Here is a 13291-nt window from a genome sequence, read left to right on the forward strand (position 1 = left end):
ACTGAAAAGTTTTGGATAACCTGAAGAAGACAACGGAGAAATTCCTATGCCACGTCGTCGCGTAATAGGTCAGCGTAAGATCCTTCCAGATCCTAAATTCAAATCTGAATTGCTGGCAAAGTTCGTCAATATCCTTATGGTTGACGGAAAGAAATCTACTGCAGAAAAGATTGTTTATACTGCACTAGAAACTATGGCTGAGAAATCTGGTAAAGATCACTTAGCTGTATTTGAAGAAGCTCTTGAAAATGTTCGTCCATCGGTAGAAGTTAAATCTCGCCGTGTGGGTGGTTCAACTTACCAAGTACCTGTAGAAGTTCGTCCGGTTCGCCGTAACGCTCTTGCTATGCGTTGGTTAGTTGAAGCTGCGCGTAAGCGTGGTGAAAAATCTATGGCTCAACGTTTAGCTGCTGAAATGCTAGACGCGTCAGAGAACAAAGGTACTGCTGTTAAGAAACGTGAAGACGTTCACCGTATGGCAGACGCGAACAAAGCGTTCGCTCATTACCGCTGGTAATAAGACCTTTAAGCACTGCGAAGTCCTTCGCAGTGCTTTTCCTTTGGAAATTTCAAGTATTTATTACTGTTTCAAAATAGTTTTTTGTTTATTCTTTATGCCTTAAGCATGAGTTTATAAGCAGATAGATATTTTTAAACATTAATAATCCCTATAGTGAGAGGATAGAATCGTGGCTCGTAAAACTCCGATTGAGCGCTACCGTAATATCGGTATCGTGGCTCACGTAGATGCAGGCAAAACAACCACAAGTGAACGTATTCTGTTTTATACCGGCCTTTCTCACAAAATTGGCGAAGTTCACGATGGCGCTGCTACCATGGACTGGATGGAGCAGGAACAAGAGCGTGGTATTACTATTACCTCGGCAGCCACCACGACATTTTGGCGTGGTATGGAAGCACAATATCCTGACCACCGCATCAATATCATCGATACTCCCGGACACGTAGATTTTACTATCGAAGTGGAACGTTCACTTCGTGTGCTTGATGGTGCCGTCGTTGTGTTTTGCGGCTCATCTGGTGTTGAACCTCAGTCTGAAACGGTTTGGCGTCAAGCTGACAAATATAGCGTTCCACGTATGGTTTTCGTCAATAAAATGGACCGTACTGGCGCAGATTTCTTACGAGTGGTTGAGCAAATTAAAGACCGTCTTGGTGCAAACCCAGTTCCAATCCAATTAAACATTGGTGCAGAGGACGAGTTTAAAGGTGTTGTTGACCTTATCAAGATGAAAGCCATTAACTGGAATGAAGCCGACCAAGGCATGACCTTCACTTATGAAGATATTCCAGCTGACATGCAAGAAATGGCGGAAGAATACCGAACAGAACTTGTTGAAGCTGCGGCTGAAGCCAACGAAGAGTTGATGGATAAGTACCTAGAAGAAGGTGAGCTAACAGAAGCTGAAATCAAGCAAGGCCTTCGCACTCGTACTCTAAACAATGAAATCGTACTTGCTACCTGTGGCAGTGCTTTTAAAAACAAAGGTGTACAAGCTGTTCTTGATGCTGTCGTTGAGTTTCTACCTTCACCAGTAGATGTACCTGCAATTAAAGGTATCGATGAAAACGAAAATGAAATAGAGCGTCATGCCGATGACAACGAACCGTTTTCAGCGTTAGCATTTAAAATTGCAACGGATCCATTTGTGGGGACGTTAACTTTCATTCGTGTTTATTCTGGTGTTGTTGAAAGCGGTAAAACGGCTTACAACTCAGTTAAGCAACAGCGTGAACGTTTAGGGCGCATTGTTCAAATGCACTCTAATAAGCGTGAAGAAGTGAAAGAAGTACGAGCTGGTGATATAGCAGCTATTATTGGCTTAAAAGATGTCACTACTGGCGAAACACTGTGTGATCAGAACCATAAGATTGTTCTAGAACGTATGGAATTCCCAGATCCAGTTATTCAGATTGTTGTAGAGCCTAGCTCTCAAGCTGATCAAGAAAAAATGACGATCGCGTTAGGGAAGCTAGCGGCAGAAGACCCATCATTCCGTGTTGATATGGATGACGAAACCGGTCAGACACTCATTTCTGGTATGGGTGAGCTGCATCTAGATATCATTGTTGATCGCATGAAGCGTGAGTTTAACGTCAACTGCAAAGTTGGTAACCCGCAAGTTGCTTACCGTGAAACTATTCGTGGTACAGCGAAAGCGGAAGGTAAATTTATACGCGAGCATGGTGGTAAAGGTCAGTACGGTCACGTATGGCTGAAACTAGAACCATCAGAAGTTGGCGAAGGTTTTGTCTTCGTTAACGAAATAGCTAATGATATTGTACCAAAAGAGTTTATCGGCTCTGTCGCGAAAGGCATTGAAGAGCAGATGAATAATGGTGTGCTTGCTGGCTATCCAGTTCTGGATATAAAGGCTACACTATTCGATGGTTCTTATCATGAAGTAGATTCAAGTGAGATGGCGTTTGTAATTGCCGCCTCTATGGCTTTTAGAACGGGTGCATTAGAAGCGCAACCAGTTCTGCTTGAGCCTATGATGAAAGTTGAAGTAACGACTCCAGAAGACTGGATGGGTGATGTTGTTGGCGATATTAATCGTCGTCGCGGTATCATCGAAGGTATGGACGAGGGGACAGCTGGCCTGAAGATAATTCGTGCACAAGTTCCGTTGTCTGTCATGTTCGGTTACGCAACTGATTTACGTTCTGCGACACAAGGTCGTGCTTCTTACTCTATGGAGTTTAGTGAGTACGCTGAAGTGCCAAAAAATGTTGCAAATGCAATCATTGCAGAGCGTAGTTAAAAAACTGGACACATTTTTTCTTCTTTTTTGGAAGATCAATGAGTTCAAATATTGCGCTAACGCGAGTTGGCGCATAAAATAGCAAATTCTGGCGCGCATCGGAGCTTATTCCGATGCGAATCATAACTAGGAAGGAACACGATCGTGTCTAAAGAAAAATTTGAACGTACGAAACCGCACGTAAACGTTGGTACTATCGGCCACGTTGACCACGGTAAAACAACTCTAACTGCTGCAATCTGTACTACTCTTGCTAAAGTGTACGGCGGTGTTGCGAAGGACTTCGCATCAATCGATAACGCTCCAGAAGAGCGTGAGCGCGGTATCACAATCGCTACTTCTCACGTAGAGTACGATACACCAGCACGTCACTACGCACACGTAGACTGCCCAGGACACGCGGATTATGTTAAAAACATGATCACAGGTGCTGCGCAAATGGACGGCGGTATCCTAGTAGTAGCTGCGACAGATGGCCCAATGCCACAAACTCGTGAGCACATCCTACTTGGTCGTCAGGTTGGTATCCCTTACATCATCGTGTTCATGAACAAATGTGACATGGTAGATGACGAAGAACTACTAGAACTAGTAGAAATGGAAGTTCGTGAACTTCTTTCTGAGTATGAATTCCCAGGTGATGACCTTCCAGTAATTCAAGGTTCAGCTCTAGGTGCACTTAACGGTGAGAAAGAGTGGGAAGACAAGATTGTTGAACTAGCAGAAGCGCTAGACTCATACATCCCAGAACCAGAGCGTGCAGTAGACCAACCGTTCCTACTACCAATTGAAGATGTATTCTCAATTCAAGGTCGTGGTACAGTGGTAACTGGCCGTATCGAACGTGGTATCCTAAACGTAGGTGACGAAGTTGCTATCGTAGGTATCAAAGAAACAACAACTACAACCTGTACAGGTGTAGAGATGTTCCGTAAGCTTCTAGACGAAGGTCGTGCGGGAGAGAACGTTGGTGCCCTTTTACGTGGTACTAAGCGTGAAGACGTAGAGCGTGGTCAAGTATTGGCAGCTCCGGGTTCAATCACTCCACACACTAAGTTTGAATCAGAAGTATACGTACTGTCTAAAGATGAAGGTGGCCGTCATACTCCATTCTTCAAAGGTTACCGTCCACAGTTCTACTTCCGTACAACTGACGTAACAGGCGACATCACTCTACCTGAAGGTGTAGAGATGGTAATGCCAGGTGACAACATCCAAATGACGGTTGAGCTAATTGCTCCAATCGCAATGGATGAAGGTCTACGCTTCGCAATCCGTGAAGGTGGCCGTACAGTTGGTGCTGGTGTTGTTGCTAAAATCTTCGAATAATCTCGATTGATTGTGTAATGATACGTGTTCGAAAGAACATGCATTAGAAAAAAGGAAGCCTAGGCTTCCTTTTTTTGTTCCTGAAATATCCCCAGTGGAACTCTAATAATACGACTTTCCAACCATGAGTATGGTAGCGATTTTTTTCACCGAAAATAAGCCATACTATAAATATGACTTTCTTAAACGTAGAACCTCTTTATGCAAAGATTATTCTATTTATTAATACCATTTATATTTGTGGGTTGTGCGCAACACCAACAGTCGAATACACACCACTTATCTACTATGTATGACTACCAGATAATGCAGTCTGGAGTGCCTATTTCTTTAAGTACATTGGTAGAAGAACTGGCAACGGTAGATGTGGTTCTGGTCGGGGAGTGGCATTCTCATTCTGGTATTCATCACTTTCAAGCGGATTTACTCCAAGCTCTCTCTAAGGCGCAGCCTCCTGTCATTTTAGCCATGGAGCAATTTTCAACAGATAAGCAACCTGTGATTGAAAATTACCTTGAAGGCATCTTCGGGGAGCAGGCACTTATTAAACGAGGGGATGCCTGGTCTAATTACTCTAGTGACTATCGACCACTTGTTGAGTATGCGAAAGCGAATCAAATACCCGTCATCGCTGCCAACGCTCCTAACGATATTGTTCGCTGTATAAATAGAGAAGGGTTAGATTACATAGCCAAATTACCAGATGAAAAACGGAAATATATAGCAAAGAAAATTTCCTTAGAAGATACCCCATATAAACAAAAATTCGTCTCTACTATGCATCACGGAACAGAAACTCAAATAAATAATCTATTTGCAGCGCAGATGACCCGAGATGAAACCATGGCCGAGAGTATAGTCACTATATTGAATAAATACCCAAATCATAGAGTGATGTTAACTGCCGGGAAATTCCACATAGAGGGTGGCTTAGGCGTTGGTGCATCCATATATCAACGAGCGCCCGATCTTAAAATAGTGGTGGTGAACCCAGTGTCACTTGACAAGGCAGAGGGTATTGATAAGTATCAACTTAATGTGTTACCTATGCCTTCTCTTTATGTTCAAGGCGAAGAATATAACCCTAACTTTCATTTCGTTGGTAATAAAAAGGATGAGTTTAAATGCAATTGAAAAGGATATTTCTTGTGTAATTAGTCTCTTACCGTTTTATGATGTTTTTATGCTCAAAAAATGACTGCAAGATGTTGAGTTAGGTGCTAGAATCCATTTTTAACTAGCTATCAGAACTGGAAAGATGGGAAATAACGTAGTCGTTCTAGGCACCCAATGGGGTGACGAAGGTAAAGGTAAAATTGTAGACCTACTTACGGAAGATGCAAAGTATACCGTTAGATATCAAGGCGGTCACAATGCGGGTCACACTTTAGTCATTGACGGTGAAAAAACCGTTCTCCACTTAATACCATCAGGCATTCTTCGAGATAACGTAAAATGTGTTATCGGTAATGGCGTTGTATTATCTCCTGATGCACTACTTAGCGAAATGAAACCTCTTGAAGAGCGTGGTATTCCAGTACGTGAACGCCTATTCATTTCTGAAGCTTGTCCGCTTATTTTGCCTTACCATATTGCTTTAGACCAAGCGCGTGAACTTGCTCGTGGCAAGAAAGCTATTGGTACTACTGGTCGTGGTATCGGTCCAGCATATGAAGATAAAGTGGCTCGCCGCGGCCTTCGCGTTGGTGACTTATTTGATAAAGAAACATTCGCTGAAAAACTAAGAGAAGTCATGGATTTCCATAACTTCCAACTTGTTCATTTCTATAAAGCTGAAGCAGTAAGCTACGAAGAAGTTCTTGAGCAAGCACTTGGTTATGCGGATCTACTTACTTCAATGGTTATTGATGTTACCGATGAACTTGATGCCGCTCGTAAGCGTGGTGATAAAATCATGTTTGAAGGTGCTCAAGGTACGCTTTTAGATATCGACCATGGTACTTATCCATATGTAACGTCTTCAAATACAACTGCTGGTGGTGTTGCCGCTGGTTCTGGTTTTGGTCCTCGTCATATCGGCTACATTCTTGGTATCGCTAAAGCCTATTGTACTCGTGTAGGTGCAGGTCCTTTCCCAACTGAGCTTGATGATGATGTTGGTTACCATTTAGGAACTAAAGGCCATGAGTTCGGTGCTACAACTGGACGTAAGCGTCGTTGTGGCTGGTTTGATGCTGTTGCAATGCGCAGAGCTATTCAAATTAACTCTATCTCTGGTTTCTGCCTAACGAAGCTTGACGTTCTTGATGGATTGAAAGAGCTTAAGATTTGTACTGGCTATGAAATGAAAGATGGCTCTGTTCTAGAAGTGTCTCCAATGGCTGCTGAAGCTTTTGAAGAAGCAACACCTATCTATGAAACAATGCCTGGTTGGAGCGACAACACGTTTGGTGCCAAATCACTAGACATGCTTCCACAAGCTGCTTTAGATTACATTAAGCGTATTGAAGAGCTTACAGGCGTTCCAGTAGATATCGTTTCTACAGGCCCTGACCGTAATGAAACGATCATAAGAGTTCACCCATTTAACTCTTAACTCTTAACTCTTAATTGTTAAGGGTAAAGAAATCTCTTTAGAAGCCGATTACAATATGTAGTCGGCTTTTTTGTTTTTTATGAACCGTGATATCTGAACAAAGATCACTTTTAGGATCTATATTTGACTAAAGTGAACAAGTAAACTGCCGATAACTAAGCACGGTATGATTAAAGAGTGCAGGTATGAAGCTGAAACTTATAGCTGCGGCCCTGTTATTAGTGCTGTCACCCCTGTCAAAAGCAAAAGCTGAGATGGCCAATGTTGGTGAGCCAGTACCTATATATACAGAAGCCGAGCTAATAAAACTAATTAATAACAACAAACACCTAGAGCGAATAAAAGCCGATAAGTGTCAGTTGGTAGAGGATATCGTTGCTCGTGCAACGAGGATTAACTTGCCTGCTTATGAACTTCTTTATGGGGATATGCTCACTTGGGGGGTTTGTATCGAAAAAGATGTGGAGCTGGGGCTTTATTATATTGAAAACGCAGCCCACCAGGGTTTTCCGGCGGCATTAGAACAGCTAGGTCGTTATTATTCTAGAGGCACTATTGTTCAGCAAGATAAAGAGCGTGCTATCCCTTATCTGCGTGAAGCTGCCGCGATGGGGAACCTTAATGCTCGAATTCATTTGGCTGAATTGCTCCTTCGAGATTACGGCAGTCCTTTAGATTATGAAGATGCATATCGCTGGTTGTATAACTCTGTGACTGCGGATAAAAGGCAGCATAAGAGAATTACGGTTCTACGTGATGGCTTAGCCCAGAGAATGCCACAAAATATAATTGCTAATGCCAAACGGCGAGAGGTATTTTGGTAGCGACTCAATAAAAACGTTGTCGAATTAGAGCATACCGTACTCACCGCACCCCAATAAAATGGGGTGTTTGTGTTTTTAGTTACTTATTTTTCCCACACTTCTATATACTTAAAGTAACTCCTATCTTGCTAAAGCAGGTTTCCCCATGTCAGATACTACGCCCAAAGATGAATTCGCTGATCGCGAAGCCCAAAAATACGAAAATCCAGTACCTAGCCGAGAATTTATTACTGAATTTTTAAAACAAGCCAATGTGCCAATGAACCGAAACGACTTGTTTGAAGCGTTAAGCCTCTCGGGAGAAGAGCAGTATGAGGGCTTACGTCGTAGATTGAGAGCAATGGAGCGAGATGGGCAGCTGGTATTCACGCGTCGACAATGTTACGCGCTACCAGAGAAACTCGAGATGATTAAAGGCTACGTTATTGGCCACCGTGATGGATTTGGTTGGGTTCGTCCGGACGGAAGTGTAGGAAAAGAAAACGACGTTATGCTGCCTCATCATCAGATGCGCACGATCATCCATGGTGATTACGTTTTGGTTCAGCCTGCAGGAACTGACAAGCGTGGGAGAAAAGAAGGCCGCTTGATTCGCGTTCTTGAAGAACGTAAAACACAAATCGTGGGGCGTTTCTTCTTGGAGCAGGGATACTCCTATGTTGTGCCTGATGATTCACGTATCCACCAAGATATTTTGATTCCTGAAAATGAAAAAATGTCGGCACGAATGGGCAATGTCGTCGTTATTGAAATCACCGATCGTGGCAGTCGTTCACGAGGAATGGCGGGGCGAGTGATTGAAGTACTTGGTGAAAATATGGCGCCGGGAATGGAAACGCAAATAGCGATTCGCACTCATCAAATTCCCAATGAATGGCCAGATGAAGTAGAAAAACAGATTAAAGGGCTGGATGAAGAGGTTCCTGAGCAAGCTAAAGTTGGAAGGGTAGACCTAAGAGAACTTCCTTTGGTTACTATTGATGGAGAAGATGCGCGTGATTTTGATGACGCTGTTTTCTGTCAAAAAAACCAGCAGGTGGATGGCGATTATGGGTTGCTATTGCGGATGTTAGCCATTACGTAAGGCCAGACACAGCACTCGATAAAGAAGCTATCAACCGTGGCAACTCAGTTTATTTTCCTTCTCAAGTTGTCCCTATGTTACCTGAAGTGCTGTCAAATGGTCTGTGTTCGCTGAACCCACAAGTAGACCGACTTTGTATGGTGTGTGAAATGACGGTTTCAGCCACAGGTAAGCTATCAGGCTATAAGCATTATGAAGCAGTAATGAATTCTCATGCGCGCTTAACTTATACGAAGGTTGGCGAAATTCTAGACGGTGACGAAGAGTTACGAGAAAGATATGGGAAATTAATACCTCATATTGAAGAATTGCACAACATGTACAAGGTGCTGAAAGGTGCGCGAGATCAGCGTGGAGCGATTGAGTTTGAAACCTTGGAAACCAAGTTTGTTTTTAATGCAGAGCGTAAGATAGATCGTATCGAACCTGTTATTCGCAATGATGCGCACAAACTTATCGAAGAATGCATGATTTTAGCGAACATTGCTTCAGCGTCATTAGTTGAGAAGCTTAAAGAACCAGCGTTATACCGGATTCATGAAACCCCAGGAGAGCAAAGGCTAACGGGCTTTAGAGATTTCCTTGGTGAGTTAGGGTTAAATCTATCGGGTGGATTGGAGCCGTCTCCAACTGATTATGCTCACCTGATGAAAGAAATTGGAACACGTCCAGATAAAGAGCTGATTCAAACCATGCTGTTACGCTCTATGAAGCAGGCAATTTATAGCCCAGATAATGCAGGACATTTCGGTTTGGCGTTAAAACGCTATGGTCACTTTACATCACCGATACGCCGTTATCCTGATCTTTTACTACATAGGGCAATTAAGTACCTTATAGCCAAGCAAGAAGGTCGTAATACAGATCGCTGGACACCGACGGGTGGATACCATTATTCCTTTGATGATATGGATGTATATGGTGAGCAGTGCTCAATGACAGAACGAAGAGCAGATGATGCAACCAGAGAAGTGTCCGATTGGCTGAAATGTGAGTACATGCAAGACCATGTCGGTGAAGAGCTAGAAGGTGTTATTGCTAACGTAACTGGTTTTGGCTTTTTTGTTCGCTTGTCTGAGTTACATATCGACGGGTTGGTCCATATATCTTCACTCGCTAACGATTATTATATTTTCGATGCAATCGGACAGCGATTAAAGGGTGAAAGCTTCGGAAATATCTACCGATTAGGTGATAGTGTAAAAGTAAAAGTACGATCTGTTAATCTTGATGACAGACAGATAGACTTTGAATTAGTCGAGACAAATCGCCAGCCTCGAGGCAAAGGAAAGACGGCTAAAAAACGAGCAGTGGAAGCAGATAAACGAAAACCGTTTGATAAAAACAGTGCGGCTAAGTCGAAACGACGTGGTGGAAAAGCAAAGGCCATGGTTGAGCCAACTAAGCGACCTGATGGTTCTTCTGAAGGAACGGGTCAAGCAAAATCAGCCGATAAAAAAAGTAAGGCAGAGAAAGCTCGGAAGAAAAAATCACGGGCAAGAAAGTCAAAGGCTAAAAAAACAAAAGTAATCAGTCGGGTAGCAAAAGCTAATTATCCAAATAAAGTATTTAAAAAGAGTAAAAAATGAGTAATGAATTTATCTACGGCATCCACGCAGTAAAAGCCGTTTTAGAACATGATCCAGCGCGCTTTATAGAAGCTTTTGTATTAAAAGGTCGTCAAGACGAACGTCTTACACCTCTAATTAATCAGTTACAACAATTTGGTATCTCAGTCCAACAGATGGGGCGTAAAGCGTTGGATGATAAAGCCAATGGCGCGAATCACCAAGGTATCATTGGTCGTGTAAAAGCGGCAAAGGCATTAAATGAAAATGACCTAGATGAAATTTTGGCAAAACAGAAGCAACCACTGCTGCTTATCCTTGATGGGGTAACCGATCCTCATAACCTTGGTGCTTGTTTACGTAATGCTGATGCTGCTGGTGTTGCCGCTGTCATTGTGCCAAAAGATAAATCTGCGCCACTTACTGCCACGGTAAGTAAAGTGGCATGTGGCGCTGCAGAAACCGTTCCTCTCATTCGTGTCACCAACCTAGCTCGTACAATGCGCGCAATTCAAGAACAAGGCGTATGGATTGTGGGAACAGCAGGTGAGGCGACTCACGATATCTATCAAGCCAAGTTAAGTGGTGGCCCATTGGCTATTGTTATGGGCGCAGAAGGGGACGGTATGCGTCGTTTAACACGTGAAACGTGTGATGACTTAATTAAAATTCCAATGGCGGGTAGCGTCTCTAGCTTAAATGTTTCGGTGGCTTCTGGAATATGCTTATTTGAAGCCGTTAGGCAAAGAAGTTAGTTTTCGTTTAAAGTGCGGGCGTTTATGACAATTTTCTTGTTTTGAACGCTCGTGAACAACCTCTTTTTAAGCGTAAAGTTCGCTTTATTATCTAATCTGTCTAGATAGCGACAACCTGTATAAAATTCCAGCGTTAATACCTAAAATAGCCCTTGTAAATAACACCTTTTTTCTATAATATTTGCCGTCCTTAATTCTCGGTCATTTTATACTAGTTCCTTGCTTCCCTTGGACGACCGAGCCATTTGTGGAAGCTACTAATCCGTGAGGAGCAAACATGCGACATTACGAAATCGTATTCATGGTGCACCCTGATCAAAGCGAGCAAGTTGCTGGTATGATCGAGCGTTACACTGGGTCTATCACTGAAGCTGGCGGTACTGTACACCGTCTAGAAGACTGGGGTCGTCGTCAAATGGCTTACCCAATCAACAAGCTTCATAAAGCTCATTACGTTCTTATGAACGTAGAAGCTGGCCAAGAAGTGATCGACGAGCTAGAAACTGCTTTCCGTTTTAACGACGCAGTTCTACGTAACATGATCATGCGCACTAAAGCTGCAGTTACTGAGCAATCTATTATGCTAAAACAACGTGAAGAGCGTGCAGAACGTGCTCCACGTCGTGAAGAGCGTACAGATCGTCCAGAAGCTAAGCCAGAAGCAGCTGAGTAATTATTTTTGACCTTAGGTCATTAATGATTCTCAACATACTTAATCAAAAAATTTAAGATCAGGAGATAGCCCATGGCTCGTTTCTTCCGTCGTCGTAAATTCTGCCGTTTTACTGCAGAAGGCGTACAAGAGATTGATTACAAAGATGTAGCAACTCTTAAAAATTACATCACTGAAGCTGGTAAAATTGTACCTAGTCGTATTACTGGTACAAGCGCAAAATATCAGCGTCAACTAGCTCGCGCTATTAAGCGTGCGCGCTACCTAGCACTGCTGCCTTATACTGATAAGCATCAGTAAACAGCACGTTTTATTAAGAGAGAGGATTAAACAATGCAAGTTATTCTACTTGATAAAATCGGTAACCTAGGTGGCCTTGGCGATACAGTTAATGTTAAGTCTGGTTATGCTCGTAACTTCCTTATTCCACAGAGTAAAGCAGTTATGGCTACTAAAGCTAACATTGAAATGTTCGAAGCTCGTCGCGCTGAACTTGAAGCTAAAGTTGCTGAGCAGCTTGCTGCTTCAGAAGCTCGTGCTGAGACAGTTAATGCTCTAGAAGCGGTTGTTATCGCATCTAAAGCTGGTGACGAAGGCAAACTATTCGGTTCTATCGGTACTCGTGACATCGCTGACGCAATTACTGCGGCAGGCGTTGAAGTTGCTAAAAGTGAAGTTCGTCTTCCTGAAGGCGCTTTACGTAACGTTGGTGAGTTTGAAATTAGCATCCAACTTCATTCTGAAGTTTTTGCTAAAGTGACTCTTCAAGTTGTTGCTGCTGAGTAATTTCAGTATCAGATGATTACGAAAAAACACCAGCCACTGGCTGGTGTTTTTTTATGTCTGAACCACTACTTCTATATTATTAATCAGTTGATAAGCTAAAATGGTATGAAACGGCTATTTAGATCAGAGATCTGATTATCTGTGTTAGAAAATAAAGAGTAAGTTTATCGACAGACTTGATTCTACATCACTTAGGCCTTCTGGAACCTTATCGTGATGTTGTCTCTCATGTATTATTTTTAGCGCGATATCATCGGTAATATTGTTGATAGCACTTAATTCTGTGTCTACTTTCGAGTTACTACTACCTGTCGTCAATGTGACTTTTGCAGCAAGTGCGAAGTTATCGATAATCTGCCAGTTAGAGTTTAACTGTCCTCTGAAGATTGGTTCTTGGACAATATTCGGGAAGATAATGTCATCGTCGTCTAGTTCATCAAGGTTTGGTTCTTGATATCGATAACCAGGGCCTGCTTCTATTTCGATTAATAAGTCTTTTGAATTTGTTACTTGATAACCAACACCAGCAGATAAAGTGTAATCTTTGAAATAAGCGCTGTGTCTTGAATCAATTCCTTTAAATCCAGCGTAAAGATACGTCCCAGAATTCAATTTGTAATCACTTTGCGCTTCGTATGTTAGTTGGAATTTATCTTCTTCGCCGTTTTTATCTAGTTTATACAACTTAAACTCACCAGAGTGACGATGGCGACCAGAGGTGTATTCTGCATCAACGCGGGTATTAAGTGATTGTGCGTCCGTATTACCGGTATGAGATTGGTAACCAAACTCCACTTCTGATTGCAATGGAGAGGTTAGCGGTTTTGCGTCTTCTTCGGCGGATATAAAAGCACTGAAAAACAGTCCGTTAATTAGTAACACGGATGTAGAGAATAACTTCAACGACACGAAACACTTTAGTTTATTAA

Annotated in this window: 11 protein-coding genes and 1 pseudogene; 11 read left to right on the forward strand and 1 reads right to left on the reverse strand. The window is 42.6% G+C overall.

Annotated elements, in window-relative coordinates; translation table 11 throughout:
- The first annotated feature begins 46 nt into the window (after positions 1–46).
- The 11 genes and pseudogenes from rpsG (at position 47) to rplI (ending at position 12362) form a co-directional block, all read left to right on the forward strand.
- Positions 47–517, forward strand: a complete 471-nt coding sequence (gene rpsG / locus PGX00_RS03495; RefSeq protein ID WP_244358407.1) for a 30S ribosomal protein S7 — start codon at positions 47–49, stop codon at positions 515–517.
- A 172-nt stretch (positions 518–689) separates the two neighbouring features.
- Positions 690–2786 carry an elongation factor G gene (gene fusA, locus PGX00_RS03500; protein ID WP_272132824.1) on the forward strand — a complete coding sequence of 699 codons (2097 nt, stop codon included), beginning with the start codon at positions 690–692 and terminating at the stop codon, positions 2784–2786.
- 144 nt (positions 2787–2930) lie between these two features.
- Complete coding sequence (gene tuf, locus PGX00_RS03505; RefSeq protein WP_272132665.1) at positions 2931–4115, forward strand: elongation factor Tu; 1185 nt, start codon at positions 2931–2933, stop codon at positions 4113–4115.
- A gap of 201 nt (positions 4116–4316) precedes the next feature.
- Positions 4317–5249 carry a ChaN family lipoprotein gene (locus PGX00_RS03510; protein ID WP_272132826.1) on the forward strand — a complete coding sequence of 311 codons (933 nt, stop codon included), beginning with the start codon at positions 4317–4319 and terminating at the stop codon, positions 5247–5249.
- A gap of 124 nt (positions 5250–5373) precedes the next feature.
- Positions 5374–6672, forward strand: a complete 1299-nt coding sequence (locus PGX00_RS03515; RefSeq protein ID WP_272132828.1) for an adenylosuccinate synthase — start codon at positions 5374–5376, stop codon at positions 6670–6672.
- Between the two features lie 185 nt (positions 6673–6857).
- Positions 6858–7496: a flagellar protein MotX gene (motX, locus tag PGX00_RS03520; protein WP_272132830.1), complete on the forward strand. Its 639-nt coding sequence runs from the start codon at positions 6858–6860 to the stop codon at positions 7494–7496.
- Positions 7497–7641: 145 nt separating this feature from the next.
- Positions 7642–10169, forward strand: a pseudogene (gene rnr / locus PGX00_RS03525) (ribonuclease R).
- On the forward strand, positions 10166–10903 hold the full coding sequence (rlmB, locus tag PGX00_RS03530) for a 23S rRNA (guanosine(2251)-2'-O)-methyltransferase RlmB (RefSeq protein WP_272132832.1): 738 nt from the start codon (positions 10166–10168) through the stop codon (positions 10901–10903). The pseudogene rnr and the gene rlmB overlap by 4 nt, the downstream one beginning before the upstream one ends.
- A 277-nt stretch (positions 10904–11180) precedes the next feature.
- Complete coding sequence (gene rpsF / locus PGX00_RS03535) at positions 11181–11576, forward strand: 30S ribosomal protein S6 (RefSeq protein ID WP_272132834.1); 396 nt, start codon at positions 11181–11183, stop codon at positions 11574–11576.
- Positions 11577–11648: 72 nt separating this feature from the next.
- The gene (gene rpsR, locus PGX00_RS03540; protein ID WP_000090471.1) at positions 11649–11876 is read left to right on the forward strand and encodes a 30S ribosomal protein S18; all 228 of its coding nucleotides are present in this window, start codon (positions 11649–11651) and stop codon (positions 11874–11876) included.
- 33 nt (positions 11877–11909) lie between these two features.
- Complete coding sequence (gene rplI / locus PGX00_RS03545) at positions 11910–12362, forward strand: 50S ribosomal protein L9 (protein ID WP_272132951.1); 453 nt, start codon at positions 11910–11912, stop codon at positions 12360–12362.
- Between the two features lie 144 nt (positions 12363–12506).
- Here rplI and PGX00_RS03550 read toward each other — a convergent pair whose 3' ends face one another.
- Positions 12507–13235 (reverse strand): DUF481 domain-containing protein, encoded by a 729-nt coding sequence (locus PGX00_RS03550; protein ID WP_407702371.1) that lies wholly within the window; start codon positions 13233–13235, stop codon positions 12507–12509.
- Positions 13236–13291: the final 56 nt, after the last annotated feature.

Origin of the sequence: Vibrio algarum, assembly GCF_028204155.1 — a bacterium.
GTDB classification, from domain to species: Bacteria; Pseudomonadota; Gammaproteobacteria; order Enterobacterales; family Vibrionaceae; genus Vibrio; species Vibrio algarum.